The organism is Prolixibacter denitrificans, from assembly GCF_003014495.1.
In the GTDB taxonomy this organism is placed as follows: domain Bacteria; phylum Bacteroidota; class Bacteroidia; order Bacteroidales; family Prolixibacteraceae; genus Prolixibacter; species Prolixibacter denitrificans.
The window spans coordinates 1-17,680 of the sequence record NZ_PYGC01000006.1; the positions used below are offsets into that span (position 1 = coordinate 1).

Annotated in this window: 12 protein-coding genes and 1 pseudogene; 8 read left to right on the forward strand and 5 right to left on the reverse strand. The window is 46.0% G+C overall.

Features of this window, described 5'->3' with window-relative positions:
* A pseudogene (locus CLV93_RS12180) lies at positions 1-349 on the reverse strand (hypothetical protein); the annotation flags it as partial.
* Between the two features lie 958 nt (positions 350-1,307).
* On the opposite strand from CLV93_RS12180, the gene CLV93_RS12185 reads away from it, so the two are divergent.
* Positions 1,308-2,042 (forward strand): hypothetical protein, encoded by a 735-nt coding sequence (locus CLV93_RS12185; RefSeq protein ID WP_106542490.1) that lies wholly within the window; start codon positions 1,308-1,310, stop codon positions 2,040-2,042.
* 866 nt (positions 2,043-2,908) lie between these two features.
* Positions 2,909-3,268: an endonuclease domain-containing protein gene (locus CLV93_RS20660; protein ID WP_106542491.1), complete on the forward strand. Its 360-nt coding sequence runs from the start codon at positions 2,909-2,911 to the stop codon at positions 3,266-3,268.
* A gap of 398 nt (positions 3,269-3,666) precedes the next feature.
* Here CLV93_RS20660 and CLV93_RS12195 read toward each other — a convergent pair whose 3' ends face one another.
* From CLV93_RS12195 to CLV93_RS12210, 4 genes are all read right to left on the reverse strand, one after another.
* Positions 3,667-4,368 carry a DUF4396 domain-containing protein gene (locus tag CLV93_RS12195; protein ID WP_106542492.1) on the reverse strand — a complete coding sequence of 234 codons (702 nt, stop codon included), beginning with the start codon at positions 4,366-4,368 and terminating at the stop codon, positions 3,667-3,669.
* Between the two features lie 270 nt (positions 4,369-4,638).
* Positions 4,639-5,202: a DUF4175 domain-containing protein gene (locus CLV93_RS12200; protein WP_146142013.1), complete on the reverse strand. Its 564-nt coding sequence runs from the start codon at positions 5,200-5,202 to the stop codon at positions 4,639-4,641.
* 132 nt (positions 5,203-5,334) lie between these two features.
* Positions 5,335-5,946 (reverse strand): class I SAM-dependent methyltransferase, encoded by a 612-nt coding sequence (locus CLV93_RS12205; RefSeq protein ID WP_106542494.1) that lies wholly within the window; start codon positions 5,944-5,946, stop codon positions 5,335-5,337.
* A 14-nt stretch (positions 5,947-5,960) separates the two neighbouring features.
* Positions 5,961-7,553: a multicopper oxidase family protein gene (locus CLV93_RS12210; protein ID WP_106542495.1), complete on the reverse strand. Its 1,593-nt coding sequence runs from the start codon at positions 7,551-7,553 to the stop codon at positions 5,961-5,963.
* Positions 7,554-7,977: 424 nt separating this feature from the next.
* On the opposite strand from CLV93_RS12210, the gene CLV93_RS12215 reads away from it, so the two are divergent.
* From CLV93_RS12215 to CLV93_RS12240, 6 genes are all read left to right on the forward strand, one after another.
* On the forward strand, positions 7,978-8,172 hold the full coding sequence (locus CLV93_RS12215) for an SHOCT domain-containing protein (protein WP_106542496.1): 195 nt from the start codon (positions 7,978-7,980) through the stop codon (positions 8,170-8,172).
* 172 nt (positions 8,173-8,344) lie between these two features.
* A complete protein-coding gene (locus CLV93_RS12220; protein ID WP_106542497.1) occupies positions 8,345-10,564 on the forward strand; it encodes a multicopper oxidase domain-containing protein in 2,220 nt (739 codons plus the stop codon).
* Positions 10,565-10,761: 197 nt separating this feature from the next.
* Positions 10,762-11,442, forward strand: coding sequence for a response regulator transcription factor (locus tag CLV93_RS12225; RefSeq protein WP_106542498.1), 681 nt, complete (start codon positions 10,762-10,764; stop codon positions 11,440-11,442).
* 7 nt (positions 11,443-11,449) lie between these two features.
* The gene (locus CLV93_RS12230; RefSeq protein WP_106542499.1) at positions 11,450-12,820 is read left to right on the forward strand and encodes a sensor histidine kinase; all 1,371 of its coding nucleotides are present in this window, start codon (positions 11,450-11,452) and stop codon (positions 12,818-12,820) included.
* A gap of 155 nt (positions 12,821-12,975) precedes the next feature.
* The gene (locus tag CLV93_RS12235) at positions 12,976-13,662 is read left to right on the forward strand and encodes a response regulator transcription factor (protein ID WP_170108935.1); all 687 of its coding nucleotides are present in this window, start codon (positions 12,976-12,978) and stop codon (positions 13,660-13,662) included.
* 724 nt (positions 13,663-14,386) lie between these two features.
* Positions 14,387-17,668, forward strand: coding sequence for a SusC/RagA family TonB-linked outer membrane protein (locus tag CLV93_RS12240; RefSeq protein WP_106542501.1), 3,282 nt, complete (start codon positions 14,387-14,389; stop codon positions 17,666-17,668).
* Positions 17,669-17,680 lie beyond the last annotated feature (12 nt).

Here is a 17,680-nt window from a genome sequence, read left to right on the forward strand (position 1 = left end):
GTTTGAAGGACTGGATTTGTTCCTTCACCCCGGGCGATACTTGCGATTTGATGGTTTTTAAGTTGTAACGGGGCTTAATTGCGCCTGGATTCGGCGTAGGTTGCTTGTTATTTCTTTTTTTTAACCCCGAATAATCTACGTAGGCTATCCCTTTCAATGCTTCAAAAAAGGTATGCAAATCAAACTGCTCTTCGGGAACATACCAACATCCCATGGTTTGACTCCAGCGGGCACCGGTTTCCTGCTTCACGCGGTCAATCAGCTGCTGGTCGTAGTCAAACCGTAGGGTGACCACCATGTTATCACGGTGACGGGTTCTTTCAAGCACGATGGTCGGGTCTGTTGGCATTTTGTTGGCTGTTAAGGCACTTCAATGTATAAAAAATCTTTTAAAAGTAGCTTCGTGGTCCCTCATCCAACCCCTTTTTTCTATTATCATAATTTTCGTTCGCATACCAGATCCGACCGTTCATGGAAGAAATCGGGCCGTTCATCAAAATTTTTGGCATAAAACATATTTTTTACTTAAGTTAAAAACTCATTCGTTACCAGGACAGAAAAACGGAAACTTTAGCGGGCGTAAAGAACAGTGGGGCAGGAAGGGCGGAGGCTTTCTCTTTTTGTTCCCAAAACGGATTCAGAGCGTTCTTTGACATCTGATTATCTATACAGGTAAACCAAACAGTCTAGCTTATGCTATTTTGTTGTAAAAGTACGGATTGAAAGGACTGATGCAAAGGAAATTCGTGTTTGGGTACAGGGTAAAACCAAAGGTAAACAGGTAAAACGGATAGAAGACTGGGTAGAATCTAAAGAAACATGAAATGAATAGCCTAAACTAGCTGGCAGATACTACGATTCAGTCGTTTTTGGATGCAAGCCAGTCTTCCGCAGGTACAGTTCAGTCTTCAGTGGTTTCATCCCATGTGTTAACGATTACGATTCAGTCTTCAACATCTACAATCCAGTCTTCAACAGGTACATCTCAGTCTTCCTTAGCTACTATCCATGCGTCGACAGATACTGGTCAGTCTTCAACGGGTTCAATTCAGTCTTCAACGACTACAATTGACTTACTGGCAAGGGTTACAGAGAAGAATGCCCTGTTTGGTATGCCGAAATCAACCATTAAAATCGATAACCTAAAAGGCGATGGTATGAAGGCGCCTACATCAACCTCTCCCCTGGAATTGCTCAAAAACAGATAGGGTTCCGGGACGTAGTACTTCTAGAGGGATTGATTCCCGTTAAGAAGTCCCCTGCGATGTATATCTGACAGGATTTATTTAACCAAAAACTACTTAACTATGGGAGCTAAAACCACCAAATTTGGATTTAGTTATCCGGAACTGGAACAACGTGGAGATTATGTGCATAATCTTTACGTCAGAGATGAACAGGTTTTTCTGAGCCTGGGATTTCCGGCAGCGTTTAAAGACGACCTTCGGTCGAAAGTCGATGCTTTTAAGGCCATCGAGCCGGACGAGTACTGGAAAGGAGTCCAGTTTTCGAGCTCGGAAAGCCGCAAGGCCTTTCGTAAAGTACTTACCCGTTCGCTCGATTTGTTCCAGTTGCGGTTGAAATTATTGTTGGGCGATAACTCAACCGATTATCGCAGTTTTCAATTTTCCGGTACATCCCGGATGAACGAGGAGGAACTGGTACGGTATGCCCGTGGCTTGTTCAAAACAGCCGAACGGTTTAGCGATGTAATTGCCGCCTCCGACGGTCTGGATACTTTCATTACGGAAGTAAAGGAGGATGTGGAAGAGTTGGACGAAGCTATCGACCGATTGCGCGAAGTGATGACCCAACGCGACGCAGCTAGCCTGGTTCGCGTGGAAAAGGCAAACGAATTGTACGATGAGATTGCCCGGGTATGCGATGCGGGCAAACGGTACTGGAACGGCGAAAATGAGGCGTACTACAACGATTACGTCATTTACGGTTCATCGACACCGCTTCCGAATGAGGAGGAAGAAGAAACACCGGCTGACGGTGATGCCGCCGACACTACGTCGGGCGACGAACCGGTTGCATAGCCCATTTGTAACCACCGGATGAAATGAATCACCCCGCTGAAGTAGAATCAGCGGGGTGATTTTTTTGTGTGCGAACCCTGTCGGTGGTCCGTGACCCCGACAGTGGTTTGGGATGATGAAACCAGCCTGAAAGACTGGGACTTATTCCTATTCAGAGGAAAATTGAAGTCCTTCAGGCTTCTGTTTGCATATTGTTCTTTTACCCGGGGCGTTGCCCCGGGCTGCGGAATTTCAGACCTTCGGCCTATTCCTGGCTCACCTGACAGCGTCGGCAGACCTGTCAGTGTGATGCCTGGTTGTTGTCGGATTATCTGTTTACTCACCCCATCCGGACTGCGTCCGAATTTTCTCTCTACGAGTAAAGAGGGGCGGGGCCGTTGGTTGAATCGGCATTAGTACTATGGAGTTGATAATTTGCAGTGTCCAAAGTCCTCTCTATGTTAGAGAGGGTTGGGTGAGTAGAAAAAGTTGTGCAGCTTGAGACCTCTGATATTTACTCACCCCATCCGGACTGGATTCGAATTGCCCCACTCTACGAGTAAAGAGGGGCGGGGCCGGTGGTTGAATCGGCATTAGCACTATGACGTTGATAATTTGCACTGTCCAAAGCCCTCTCTATGTTAGAGCGGGTTGGGTGAGTAGAAAAAGATTTTGTCGGTTGTTGTCGGATTATCTGTTTACTCACCCCATCCGGACTGCGTCCGAATTGCCCCTCCTACGAGTAAAGAGGGGCGGGGCCGTTGGTTGAATCGGCATTAGTACTATGGCGTTGATAATTTGCACTGTCCAAAGCCCTCTCTATGTTAGAGCGGGTTGGGTGAGTAGATCTTATTTCATAACTTGAATTTACGAATCAGAACCAACTTATGAGTGACAATTATTTTATTAAAAGGGCCAGAAGATTAAGGAGAAGGATGACGGATGAAGAAAGGCTTATATGGAGCGTTTTGAGAAATCGGAAATTTCATGGTCTTAAATTTCTTCGGCAGCATCCAATTGTATACCAAGTCGATGGTAATAAACCATTATACTTCATTGCAGATTTCTATTGTGCAGAAAAAAAACTGGTGGTTGAAGTTGACGGCCGCATTCACGATTTTCAGAAAGGATATGATACTAACCGTGATGAAATATTGCGGTACAATGACCTGCATATTCTAAGGATAAGGAATGAAGAGTGCAAAAATATGAAGCAGGTACTGAAAAGAATTGAGCAATTCCTTTAAATAATTTCTACTCACCCCATCCGGACTGCGTCCGAATTTTCTCTCTACGAGTAAAGAGGGGCGGGGCCGTTGGTTGAATCGGCATTAGTATTATAACGTTGATAATTTGCAGTGTCCAAAGCCCTCTCTATGTTAGAGAGGGTTGGGTGAGTAGAAAAAGATTGAGTCGGTTGTTGTCGGATTATCTGTTTACTCACCCCATCCGGACTGCGTCCGAATTTTCTCTCTACAAGTAAAGAGGGGCGGGGCCGGTGGTTGAATCGGCATTAGTATTATAACGTTGATAATTTGCAGTGTCCAAAGTCCTCTCTATGTTAGAGAGGGTTGGGTGAGTAGAAAAAGGTTGTGCAACATGAGATATCCCGTTATTGCGAACTTCTTCATGCTGATTTTAAGCCTTAGCTCATCCCGTGTTTCCACCCGATTGACACCAACCACCAATTCATCGGGAAGGTAAATATTGCGCCGACGAATAATCCGAGTGCGCCGAATCCCCAGAAGGTAAACGTATCCGGATTGGGGCTTAGGCCGGCAATTTCCGGAGTAACGAAGCGCATGACCAAACCCATTCCAACCATGACGGTTATCATCGAGAAGAACTCTGCTCTGCCGGCCAGCCAGAGGGCTTTGGAAGTTGAATCCGCCATCTTTCGCATGGCAATAAACTGAAAGATGAACCATCCGAATAAGAATCCAACAGCATATTCGAACCAGAACTCCGGCCAGAAATTTAAATCAATCATCCGGCTGATGACCATGGCTGTTATGATTCCGAGACCGTCGCCTGCAACGCAATGCATCACCGAACCGGTCACCTTTTTCCATTTGGCCGAAACATATCGATGGTGGTAATCGATTTCATCCTTTCCTTTCTTTTTTCCAATCCCGGGTGGTCTGCACGTAATGAGATACAGCACCAGCCCTACGACTGAAAAGAAAATCATAATGATGGGCCAGGCATATTTTAATGCGGTATTCACACGGGTGTTCACTTTGAAAACGTCCCATACCACCCATATGACGGCAATGGCACCAACCAGGTACCACGGTATGACAAACGCGGGGTTTTCAAGAAAATTCAGAAATGTTACGTTCAGCATGTTTATTACCAGATTTTAAGGTTTCCAGAGGGTGTCCGAAAAGTCCAAAGAGTATTTTCAGAACTATCAAATTGTAAGTACAGCTTAATTTGTTCACCCCTATTCCGAAGTATCGGAACCCTGAAGGGGACTTTAAGCCGCCCCTTTAGGGAGCTCCGAGGCATCGGAGGGAGGGGTAAAACGGAAGACTGGGTTACAATTTATAAGTTTTAAATTTTGCAGTGAGACTTTTGGGACAACCTCTGGCATAAAGCACCTTCTGTACGCAGGTTACTTATTTTTCATGTGAGACTGTTTTTCCATTTTATCCTTCTTCATGTGCTGCGACTTCATCATGCTTTTCTCCTGCATCATTTTCATCATTTCGGGATGTTGTGACATGATGTGCATAAACTGATTTCTCATGGCGGAATCCTTTTCCGTTTTATTCATCATGTTCTCCATCATCTGTTGTCTCATGCCGGGGTTATCCATCATCTGGTTCATCATTTCCATTCGGTCCGACATATTCTCACTGCCAATCATGGTTCCTTTTTGTCCCATTTTATCCTTGCCCATCATGTCCTTGTTGCCGTGCATTTCTTCCTGTTTGTCGCCCATTTCCATTTGCCGGTCTTTGCCCATGGTTTCGCTGTTCATCATCATCATGGCCTTTTTGTTCTGTTTGGCCACTTTCATAAAGTCGCTCATCATGTCGGGGTTGCCCGCAATGGCTTTAAAAATAGCCTGTCGTGTTTCCTGGTTCTCAAGCAGCTTGTTGGCGTCTGCTTGCTGACTAAATCCTTTCGCTGAAAGGAATGTAATCATGGTAAAGATTAAAACTAGTGTTTTCATGGTAATTGATTTTTTGGATTCAACTTTTAAAATAGAGACGATGATCTGGTCTTTCAGATCGAAATTGTGCTTGACATGTCTGTTATGACCTGGTTGAGTTCATTCGGTTATGTTGCGCACCCGATTGAGCCTTTATTTTTTGATATTCACTTTAATGAGTAATACGATATCGTACCATAAATGTTTGATGGTAATGTCGTTCGGTTCGAACCCGGCTTTCAGCAGGTTTTCGTATGTTTCCCGGTTGATATTGGCGCCGTACAGATGCAGTGGGATGGGATTCATCCAATCCATCAGTTTGCCAACCATTTTGTGGTTGCTCCTGACATGTTCGAGCATGAGCAGCCGGCCGCCAGGTTTACACACTCTTTTCATCTCTTTCATTCCCTGCACGGGGTCGGGAACGGAACAATAGACACACGAAGTGACAACCGTATCGAACGTGTTGGCTTCGAAATCCATTTTCTCGGCATCCATCACCATTAACCGGACATTGGGTTTGTTGCCGGATTTCCGCCGGGCCCGTTCGATCATGTTTTCACTGAAATCAATTCCGGTCAGGTCGATATTGCCGGGATAATATGTCAGGTTTTTACCGGTGCCAACGCCCACTTCGAGGGTTTTCCCTTTTACCTCGCTGAGCAATTTTTCTCTCCACCGGGAAAAACCCGATTCCATTGGACTTTCGAGGATATCGTAAACTTTGGCTATCCGGTTGTACCGTTTTTTAATTTTAGTGTCCATTGGGTTTGAGCCTGCTATGCAATGACCTCATAATTCCGCATCATGCCCATGTCTTCATGTTCCAGGTTATGGCAGTGGTAGACAAAGATTCCGGTAAAGTCTTCGAACTTCATCACCGCCTGCACTTTCATTCCCGGCATAAGCAGGAACGTATCCTGCCAGCCCTGGTCGACGAAACCATCTTTTACCGATTCCCATACTGAGGCATTCATACCGGAAACATCGCGGTCGATTATTCTGAATTGCAAACCGTGCAAGTGGACGGGGTGGGGCATTTGCATCATGTTGCCCATCCGGCCCATGCCCCGGCTGCCACCACCATTAATGAATTCCCATACCTCGGTGGTGTTGAGTTTTACTTTTTCCCAGTCGGCTACCCCCATCATTTCAAAGGTTTCGCCATTGATGACCCATTGCATCCGTTCGAACGAGAAATGAAATGACCTGGGGTTATTGGCATTCACAGCATCCGAGGGAGACAATGTCTTGTGTTTTGCAAAGGCAGCCGGGAGCTCTTTCTGTACGCCGGTCTGTGACGTTACATGGAACGATGCCAAATCAAACGCTGTTCCGTTGGGTGTTTGTTGTTGGCCGCCACCCATCATACCCCCCATCATTCCGCCGCCTCCCATGGGAGAACCGGTTTCGAAAGGAAGGCTTTTTAATTGTACCTCTTCACCGTCGTTTTGGGAGGAGAAGTCTTTCCAGATTTCGATGCGTTCGCCCGGAGAAAGCATCAGGTAAGGCCGCGTTACCGGTTTTTCCAGCAGACCGCCATCGGTCCCGATGGCCACGATATCGCTGCCATCGCTCCAGGCCAGTTTGTAGATACGGGAATTGGAGCCATTTAAGATGCGGAGCCGGTAGGTACCTTTTTTCACATCGAGGTTCCAGTCGGGCTGGCCGTTGACCAGAATTCTGTCGCCCAGAAAGCCCTGCATACGGGCCATTCGTCCACCATCGAGGTATACCAGCTGATTGTCAGCATCTATTTTTCGGTCCTGAATGACTAACGGCACGTCATATTCTCCGTCGGGCAACCCCTTTTCATCGCCTTCGACAATGAATAGTCCTGCCAGGCCGTAATATACCTGTGGGCCGGTAAACTTGTCGGGGTGGGGATGGAACCAATAGGTGCCGGGGCGGTTGTTGACCGTGAACTCATAGACAAATTCCCCGCCCTTGTCGATGGCATACATGGGATGGCCATCCATCTCCTGCGGGATGTGCAATCCATGCCAGTGAATCACACTTTCGCGCGGCAGTTGATTTTTAAAACGAACACGAACGTTTTGGCCTCTTTTTACCCGGATAACCGGACCAAGATAGCTGCCCGGCAATTTATCTACTGAAGCATTCTCTGCTTTCAGGATGCGGGTTTGGTAGGTATAGATATTCGTTTTACTACCGTTGAGAAGTTGCACTTGATCCGGACTGGCTGTGAACTCCAAATCGATGTCAGCCGGGAAGTCTTTATTCAGGGGATGGGGTGAAACCCTTTGTCCCCCGGTAATCGAATTGTACAATTTCGGGAGTACCGGAACGCTCAGAACACCAACCGATGCTGCAGAGGCAATCCAGATGAATTTTCTGCGTGAGGTATTCATTGATTTTCTGGTTTTGAAAACGTTGTTCTGTTAGAATAACACACATGTAGTTAAATTGTTACAATATTTTTGAGTCGTCTGATGCTAACGGTCTTATGGGTTTCTGAATTGCTCTTTTTTACAGCCGGGTAAACCAGGAGAACCAGCAGAACGAAAACTTAAATGGTCAGTCCAATCGAGCATCAAATTGTTGTAAGTATGTTTTTCCATCGATAATTGTTTTCACAGCCTTTTGGGGTATTCAGAAAAAGGGGTAGCAAAGAATCAATCTAAAAATCATATAAAAGAAATAATGAATTGTGTAACAGCTGGGGAGACGAGGTATATAATTTTGTATCATCGATTTAAGAGAAAACTATAAAGAAACGCAGGAATAAGTTCCTGTGAAAAAATTAGTTGGTATTTAACTTTAAAATAAATAGTCATGATGGGATTTGGATGGATTATTGGAATCGCTTTTATGGTAGGTATTATTTGGCTTCTGTCCAAAGGAAGTGGAGCAGATAGTAAATCAGACACAAAAGCAACACGAACGGCGCTCGATATCTTGAATGAGCGTTTTGCACGCGGAGAAATCACTAATGAGGAGTACCAGGAAAAGCGAAATACAATCGCATAAACGACCTGTTTTTCTCATGCTTGCCCGCCACTAAACCGGACCTGGCCGATGAAATCAAAAGAATCATATCATTTTCCAATGCCGGCTGTAATTGCTATGAGCTGCCATTTAATAACGGATGAACAACAGCAGAGGAGGTAATTACAGGTAAAAAACATCGAAACAATATATTATGGATTACATTAAAAAGAAAACAAATATTTATACCCTATTACTGTTTTGTTTATTATTCCTGGTGAAGATACCTGCATATGCTCAGACTGACACCACCACCTATCATTTAACGATACGGAAGGAACAAGTTAACAAAGCAGGAAAAAAGGTCATGGGGATGACCGTCAACGGCACGATTCCCGGACCTACATTGAAATTTAAGGAAGGCGACTATGCTGTCATTTATGTCAAGAACGAAATGGATGTAGAGACATCGGTTCACTGGCATGGACTTTTGTTGCCTAATTTCTATGATGGCGTACCGTACCTGACGACTCCACCGATTAAACCCGGCGAAACGCGCAAGTACGAGTTCCCGTTGAAACAATCCGGAACCTACTGGTATCACTCACACACCATGCTGCAGGAACAGAGCGGTGTATATGGTTCCATTGTGATTGAACCCCGGAAGAAAAAGTTGAAGTATGACAAGGAGTTAGTCCTGGTACTTTCGGACTGGACCAACGAAAAGCCCATCAACGTTCTTCGTACGCTGAAGCGAGGGAGCGAATGGTATCAAATAAAGAAAGGTACCGCTACGCCGCTGAACAAGGTAATTGCCCGCCACGCTTTGGGAGCACAGCTTAAATTCTGGAAGCAGCGAATGGATGGTGCTGATATAGCCGATGTGTATTATCCTGCTTTTTTGGTGAATGGTTCGCAAAAACATGAGTATCCCAATTTCAAGCCGGGAGACCGGGTTCGATTGCGAATCATTAACGGGTCCTCTTCGACTTCTTACTGGATGACCTTTGGAGGAAAAACACCTACGCTTGTATCGGCTGATGGTAAAAACGTAGTGCCGGTAAAGCGCAACAAAACTTTTATCGCGATAGCGGAAACGTACGACTTCATTGTTACCATTCCGAAGAACGGGCAAATTGAATTCAGGGCCACAACTGACGATGGTTCCGGTTCTACTTCAGCCTTCCTGGGGAAAGGACCTGTACTGGCAGCCCCGGATGTTCCCAAACCCGATAAAATCGGGATGATGAAAAAGATGGCGAAAATGGATATGCGCATGGGAGCTCCCTCTATCAAATACCGGCCAAGGAAAGATGAACCCCATAAGATGGAAAAGAACTGGGGTATGCAGATGGATAAGCCGGCCGATAAAATGAAGGGGAACATGAGCCATGATATGAAAGATAGTATGAAAGGGATGGATATGTTTGCCAAATACAACTACGACTATCTGAAGTCGCCGGTAAAAACTACCTTTCCGAAAGATGTTCCGGTCAGAAATATACTGCTCAATCTTACCGGTAACATGCACCGTTATATCTGGAGCATGAACGGTATCCCGTTGTCGGAAACGGACAAGATTAAGATCAAGAAAGGAGAAGTCACGCGTATCACGCTGAATAACCTGACGATGATGAGCCACCCGATGCACCTGCACGGACACTTTTTCAGGGTACTAAATAAGAATGGCGACTATTCGCCGTTAAAACATACGGTTAATGTGCCTCCGATGAAAAAGATTACGATTGAATTTTACAACCAGGAGAGCGGAGACTGGTTCTTCCATTGTCACATTCTCTATCACCTGACGAGTGGTATGGCACGGATATTCAGTTATGGTACTCCCAGGGACCCTCGCCTGAAAGGTTATCCAGTGAAGAAACTCATACACGAAACGAACCGCTATTATACGTGGGGAACTGCTGATGTGGCTTCGAACATGACCGGTGTAAGCCTGGTATCGTCCAACACCAGAAATCAGTTCAATTTTGACGCTGAGTATGGCTGGAATAAGAACATGGAGGCAGAGTTCACCTATGAACGGTATTTGTATGATTATTTCCGGGTTTTTGCCGGAGTAAACATGGAGAATACAGATCGGAACAGTCTGGATAATATTAAAACGACAGCTGTTGCCGGAGTCCGGTGGTTTACGCCCTACATGTTCGATTTGGACCTTCGTGTGGATAACGAATTGCGTCCGCGCATTTCCATCGGACGGGATGTGATGTTGTTCCCTCGGCTATCGGTATTTGGCTACTACGAGTATCGCCTCGATTTTGGAGCGGTGAATACCCTTCCACCCAATAAAAATGTGGAAGCCGAAAAGGTATGGAATGCCGGTGCGGAATATATGCTATCGAAGAATTTTTCACTGGTAGCCAGCTACGACAACCGGTACGGTGCCGGAGGCGGGTTGTCGCTTCGTTTCTAAAGGAAACTAACTATTAAATGATATGAAGGCTGTCCGTTGGTAAACAACGGGCAGCCTTTTTTACTGATGGATTTGAATTAATAGAGTCCTCTAAAAATACTCAAAAGATTTTCGCGAAATATTTCAATCATTACGTCTGATTAACTTGAAAAAATCTAAATAAAATTACCTTTAAGCGACTCTTTGTTTTCACAACGATGAACATACTGCTGATAGAGGACGAACAGAATGTGGTCGCATTCATCAAAAAAGGATTGAACGAGCAAGGCTACTCGGTCTTTGCTGCATACGATGGTCCCACAGGATTGGAATTGCTGACCCAGAATGAAGTCGACCTGGTGATTCTGGACATTGTCCTTCCCGGGATGAATGGACTGGAAGTCTGTACGAAGATACGGAAGCTGGGCTTCATCGACGTCCCCATCTTAATGCTGACAGCCCTCGGAACCACCGATAACATTGCCAAAGGATTGGATTCGGGCGCCGACGATTACCTCGTGAAACCGTTCAAATTTAAGGAGCTGACGGCACGAATCAGGGCGCTTTCGCGAAGAAAAAACCTTTCCCCCGAGACCGGAAACCAGCTGGAGATATCCGATCTGATGCTCAACCGGAACACGAAAATGGCGGTCAGGGCCGGCCGGGAAATTAAGCTGACTTCTACAGAATATCGCCTGCTCGAGTATTTGATGAAGAACCAGCGAAAGGTGCTGTCCCGGGTCGACCTGCTGGAAAATGTATGGGGCATCAATTTCAACATGGGCACCAATGTGATTGATGTGTACATGAATTACCTGAGGAAGAAGGTCGACAAAGGCTTCGATTCGCGGCTGATTCACACGGTAGTGGGGATGGGATACATCATGAAAGAGGAATAGTCCGGTTATGAAAATCCGCAATAAAATCACGCTCATCTTCACACTTCTCGCCGGTTCGGTTCTGCTGGTCATCATGGTTTTCATCTACATTTTCTCCGATCGTTATACCGATTATGAATTTTACCAGCGACTGAGTGAACGTGCCAACATCATTGCCGGAATCCATTTTGAGAAGGATGAAGTGAGTTCGGAGATGTATGCGGAAATTCAGGAAAAATACCTTCATAAGCTATCGGAAGAAAAAGAGACAATCATCCCGACAGACAGCATGAAACGGTTGATCAATAATCAACATATTCCCCGGAATTTCAGTCCCTCTTTCCTTGTTGAAATCCTAAGTAAAAAGCATGCCCGGTTTCGAACCGGGAAAATCTATCATGTGGGGATTCTTTATTTCGACAACCAGGGCAATTTTGTGGTGATTGTGTCGGCAAAGAACCGGTACGGACAGGCTCAGCTCAACAACCTGTTGCATGTGCTGTTGATAGCCTTTTTCATCGGGATGATTGTCATTTATTTTATCGGACGGTTGTATGCCGGAAAGGTGCTGCAGCCCATGGCAGCCATCACGGAAAAGGCGAAGGATATCAGTGCTCACAACCTGCATCTCCGTTTGGACGCAACCGACAACAAAGATGAAATCTCCGAGTTGGCTGTTACCTTCAATCACATGCTCGACCGGCTGGAAACCGCTTTTCAGCTGCAAAGCAATTTTGTGAACAACGCTTCCCACGAGTTGCGGAATCCGTTAACAGCCATCCTGGGCGAGGCGGAGGTTTCCCTTCAGCAGGAGCGGAGTGCGGATGATTATAAAAAGGCGCTTCAGATTATTGAGAAGGAATCCGAACGGCTCGACAGTTTAATTACGAGTCTGCTGAAACTGGCTCAGGCCGGAAACACCCGTGAAGAGGTGACGAACATGCCGGTCCGGATAGATGAATTACTGGTAGAGCTGGTTCACGAATGGGAAAATACCAACCCCGACAATCAAATCCGGCTTGACATGTCCCGGTTGCCGGAAGAGTCCGGGTGGTTGTCGGTCAGGGGCGACGAGAGTTTGCTGTGGGCTGCTTTCAGCAATATCATCGGCAATGCCTGTAAATTCTCGAATAATAAAGAAGTGGTTGTTGGGATAACGGGAAAAGCCGGTTCCGTCACGGTCTCTGTGAAAGACCAGGGCGTGGGGATTGCTGAAGCGGAACTTCAGAATATCGCTGAACCTTTCTACCGGGGAACCAATGCCCGGAGCTTCGAAGGATTCGGTATCGGTTTGTCGCTGGCTCACCGGATTATTAAACTGCACGGGGGAACCTTAACCATCTCCTCCGTCCTGCAAAAGGGAACAGAGGTAACGGTTTCATTTCCCACCAAAGTATAAAAGACTGAAAAATCGTTACAAGACTTCGTTTTACACCGTGATTCGGCAAATTCTAATCTCATTTTAATCTGGTTCTTAATCCATTTTAAAGGCTTGGGTTTATTATTGTTCTGAAGTAATTGACGGAACTGATTATGAACCCCAAAACATTGAGAATGTCGACAAAGAGACTGCTAATTATCGAAGAAAATCTGAAGACCGCCTCATCCCTGAAACAAAGCCTGAACGAGTTTGGATATGAAGCCGACATTGCCTATGTCGATGAAACCGGCGAAGCGCTGGCATTGTCCGGACACTATGATTTAGTCCTGATAGCTGTGAAAACTATTGAATCAGATGGTTATCAGTTTTGCAGAAACGTCAGGGAGAACAATTACCAGGTTCCGATACTGATTTTATCGGCATCGGAAAAGATAGAGGATAAACTTTGCGGCTTTGAATGTGGTTGCGATGATTATCTGTCCATTCCTTTTCATACCAGCGAACTGAAGGCGCGAATCCGAGTGTTGTTAAGAAGAGTGATGGAAGCTCCGGTTGCTGTCGATACCATCCAAATTGCGGACCTGGAAATCAACCGGTATGCAAAGACTGCTTTCCGGAATCGCCGGCCCATCAAACTCAGCTCGAAAGAGTACAATTTGCTGGAATACCTGGCTGTGAACAGGGGAAAAGTGGTTAGTCGCTCGGAACTGAGCGAGAAAGCCTGGAATAAGAAATTCGATCAGCGGTCCAATATCGTGGATGTTTACATCAATTCGTTGCGAAATAAAATGGATAACGGCCATCATCAGAGTTTGATTAAGACCCGGATTGGCTTTGGTTACGTTATGCAGGAGCAGTAACAGCGGTCGCAATTTGTAATACTGAATAATTGACAATCAAATGTACAAACCCCACATGTATCCCGAAAACCAATAATCCATCATATATTCTTCTCCTTCCCAAAAGACTGAACCCGGAAGCTTCTTCTATACAATGAAGGCCCCTGAGTTTGGTCTTTTTTCATTCCCCAAATTTCATTTGTTGGATGACTTTTTCCCGAAAAACGACTTGCTGACAGCTTGTTGCAAAGATGTTACGCGGCATTGGATAGTCGTCACCTATTTGTGTCGTAACTAAAAATGATAAGGTTTTGTGATTTAGTGGTCTAACGTTTTCTTCTTCCAGTGACAGCCAGGAAACGATAGTTGTTTGAGATACGAATGAAACGCTTGTATCTATATCATTTAGGCTTGTTTCTGATATCTTTTGGGGGCGGATTCACTTTGCTAATCGTTTATTGCAAAAGTATTACGACTAATAGCTAACCGTTAAAAATATATTACATACGTAAATAATTATTGTAATATAATTCCATGCTAATTTCATTCTAATCCGGTTTTAATTTGAGTTTGACTTTATTTTAAATGATGATTTAAGTCCCCTTAATGACGCTTCCCCACTTTCGGAGTTGAGAAACAGATTGATATCACGTGACTGTTTGATATAGCCCGGAATGATTATTTCGCCTGGCTTCTCAACCATTGAAAAACAACTCTTTTAAGTATTGAATCCAAAATTTAACTCATGAAAAATCATTTTGCGGTACAGCCATCCATTCGCAACGGCCGACGTTTTATGTTATGGCTGCTTGGATTGTTGTTCATGTCTTCTCAAGCGTTTGCCTTAGGCAAGACGATAACGGGGAAAGTAGTCGACAAAACAGGTCAGCCGTTAATCGGAGCAAGTATTGTGGTAAAAGGAACGACCCACGGGGCCGTGACCGATGTTTCAGGAAACTATACGCTGAACATCACCGAAGACAATCCTGTTCTGATTTTCGCTTATCTGGGCTATACCACCCAAGCCGTGCCGGTTACCAACCAAACGAATATCGATGTGACCATGAACGAGGATAAAGCCGGGCTTCAGGAAGTGGTGGTGACGGCCCTCGGGATTAAGAAGGAAAAAATTAATCTCGGATATGCTGTTCAGACGTTAAGTCCGAAAGCGTTAACACAGGTAACGGCTCCCAACCTAATCAACGATCTGAGCGGAAAGCTGGCCGGTGTTTATGTCACCAACGGCGGGGCAGGAGTAGGTTCTACTTCCCGGATCGTGATTCGCGGCGAGAATTCGTTCTCCGGAAGTAACCAGCCTTTATTTGTCGTCGATGGTGTCCCGATTAACAATGAAACGTATTTCAACGATGCGGTCGAGAATTCCTCCAGCGAAGGAACATGGGCCGAAGTTGACTGGGGCAACGGTGCCGCCGAAATCAATCCCTATGACATTGGTGATGTAACCGTACTGAAAGGTTCTACTGCCGCTGCCTTGTATGGCTCACGGGCAGCCAACGGTGCTGTGGTGATTACGACGAAAACAGGTGCCTCGAAAAAAGGATTGGTTGGCGTCAGCTTTCATTCATCCACCACGCTGGAGACTCCATTGAAATTACCCCGTCTTCAGAACCAATACGGTGCCGGTATCGACGCGTATCCGCTTTCCGGTTCACCGACCACTTATTCGTTTGTCAACGGAGGAACTTCCAATGAAAACAATATTCCGAACTGGGGACTGAAATTTGACCCGTCACTAGATGTATTGCAGTTCGACAGCCCGGTGCCGGGAACGAATTTGCAGGCCGGCGACCTCGTTGCATTGGGACAAAGTGGCAAAACAGCAACACCGACTCCGTGGATCGGACATGCGGACCATTTTAAGAAATTCCTGCAGACAGGCGTTACGACCGAAAATAGCCTGGCGTTCTCCGGAGCAACGGACAACGGAAGTTACCGCTTCTCATTTGGTCAGTTGTATAACAAAGGCATTCTGCCCGGAACTGACCTGAAACGCTACACCGTTGCGCTTCGTGGCCAGCATAAATTTGGAAACAAACTGACGTCCAACGTATACATCAATTTCATCAACAGCGGCAGTTCCAACCGTCCGAACATAGGCTACGGCTCAGAAAGTGTGATGTATACCTTCTTCGGAGTTTACGGCATGCCGATGAACATCGACATCAACTCACTGAAAAAACAGTGGCAGGTAGGCCGTGACCAGCAGAATCAGTTCCGCTACTGGAAAAACCACGACAACCCGTACGTAACCCTTTACGATAACGTGAATAGTTTCAATAAAAACAGGGTACTGGGTAATGCGTCGCTGAAATACGATTTCGACCCGCACTGGAACCTGATGGTACGAACCGGATCGGATTTTTATGTGGATAGCCGCGAAGGTCACCGGGCTTTCACCACCGTGCGTTTTCCTACCGGTGGTTTCCGTACCGACGATGTGAACTATTTCGAGAATAATACGGACTTCCTGCTAAGCTATAAGAAAAAGCAGAGTTCGATATTCAATGCCAGCGGCTCATTCGGAGGTAACCGCTTCCTGCAAAACATTACGTATACCCGGAATATTGCTAACGCGCTGATTACTCCGGGACTTTACAACTTCTCGAATGCCAGGAACCAGTTGCCTACGCTTCTGGAAAAATCAAAAAAGCTCATTTACAGTATGTATGCGATTGGCGATTTCGACTACAAAGGTCAGCTCTTTCTGAATGTGACGGCTCGTAACGACCATTCCAGCACGCTGCCCAAAGGAAACAATTCTTATTTCTATCCTTCGGCTTCGTTGAGCGCGGTCATCTCCAGCATGGTGCAAATGCCGAAAGCCATTTCGTTGCTGAAAGTCAGGGCATCTGCTGCCAAGGTTGGACGGGATGCCGATCCGTATTCCATCAACAATACGTACGTCACGCAGACTCCGTTTAACAATTATCCGTTGACAACCGGTAACAGTGTGCTGGCTAACGCGAACCTGAAGCCTTCGTCGACCACAACGACGGAATTTGGTTTGGATATGAAGTTCCTGAATAACCGCATCGGAATTGACGCGGCTGTTTATAACTCGGATACCAAAAACGAAGTGGTGAAACTTCCGGTGCCGGTTTCATCGGGTTACTCCAATGCTTATGTGAACGGAGCTTCCATCAATAACAAGGGAATCGAGCTGGTATTAACAGCTTCTCCGTTCCGTTCCAGCACCGTCGATAAGCTGAACTGGGACATGACGTTTAACTTCAGTCACAACGTAGCCAAAGTAACCGCATTGCCGGGCGGAATCACCAGTTATACCTATGCCCAGGTAACGCAGTACGACCGCTACTATCGCGCCATTCAGTACATTGCCAAAGTAGGAGAGCGGTTGGGTAACATGTACGGAAATTCATTCGTCAGGGACGATAAAGGGAACATCGTGTACAAAAACGGCGTGCCTCAGTTCACGACAAGCCAAAACACGTTATTGGGCAACTACAATCCCGATTTTGTCCTTACCTGGTCGAACGACCTCTCCTGGAAAAACTTCAACCTGAACTTCCTGTGGGACTGGCACCAGGGCGGCAAATTCTATTCGTATACCGAATTGGGCGTGATGGCCGGCGGTATGTCGGTTGAAACCTTGCCGGGCCGCGAAACCGGAATTGTCGGAAAAGGAGTGATGGATGACGGCAACGGCAACTATGTTCCCAATACAGTGCGGGTGGATGCTGCGACTTATTACAATGCGTATTATAACGCCACCAACAACGAAGCTTTCATGTACAACGCTTCTTTCCTTAAGTTAAGGCAATTCCGTCTGGGCTACACCTTTAGAAATATCTTCCACACGAAGTCTACTGCGGCTTCCAATCTGAACCTCTCGTTTGTAGCCAGAAATGTTTTGGAATTCACCCAGAACAAGGATGTCGACCCGGAAACGCTTGCCCTGCGCGGTCAGCAAATTCTGCCTGGAACAGAGTTCCTGAGTATTCCGTCGACGAAAAGTCTTGGATTCTCACTGGGTCTTAAATTCTAATGTAACCGATTA

Excerpts from the sequence above, each read along its gene's own strand:
- CLV93_RS12240 (WP_106542501.1), top strand. The coding sequence starts at position 14,387 with ATGAAAAATCATTTTGCGGTACAGCCATCCATTCGCAACGGCCGACGT.
- CLV93_RS12185 (WP_106542490.1), top strand. The coding sequence starts at position 1,308 with ATGGGAGCTAAAACCACCAAATTTGGATTTAGTTATCCGGAACTGGAA.
- CLV93_RS12195 (WP_106542492.1), bottom strand. The coding sequence starts at position 4,368 with ATGCTGAACGTAACATTTCTGAATTTTCTTGAAAACCCCGCGTTTGTC.
- CLV93_RS12225 (WP_106542498.1), top strand. The coding sequence starts at position 10,762 with ATGAACATACTGCTGATAGAGGACGAACAGAATGTGGTCGCATTCATC.
- CLV93_RS12215 (WP_106542496.1), top strand. The coding sequence starts at position 7,978 with ATGATGGGATTTGGATGGATTATTGGAATCGCTTTTATGGTAGGTATT.
- CLV93_RS20660 (WP_106542491.1), top strand. The coding sequence starts at position 2,909 with ATGAGTGACAATTATTTTATTAAAAGGGCCAGAAGATTAAGGAGAAGG.
- CLV93_RS12205 (WP_106542494.1), bottom strand. The coding sequence starts at position 5,946 with ATGGACACTAAAATTAAAAAACGGTACAACCGGATAGCCAAAGTTTAC.
- CLV93_RS12235 (WP_170108935.1), top strand. The coding sequence starts at position 12,976 with ATGTCGACAAAGAGACTGCTAATTATCGAAGAAAATCTGAAGACCGCC.
- CLV93_RS12220 (WP_106542497.1), top strand. The coding sequence starts at position 8,345 with ATGGATTACATTAAAAAGAAAACAAATATTTATACCCTATTACTGTTT.
- CLV93_RS12210 (WP_106542495.1), bottom strand. The coding sequence starts at position 7,553 with ATGAATACCTCACGCAGAAAATTCATCTGGATTGCCTCTGCAGCATCG.
- CLV93_RS12230 (WP_106542499.1), top strand. The coding sequence starts at position 11,450 with ATGAAAATCCGCAATAAAATCACGCTCATCTTCACACTTCTCGCCGGT.
- CLV93_RS12200 (WP_146142013.1), bottom strand. The coding sequence starts at position 5,202 with ATGAAAACACTAGTTTTAATCTTTACCATGATTACATTCCTTTCAGCG.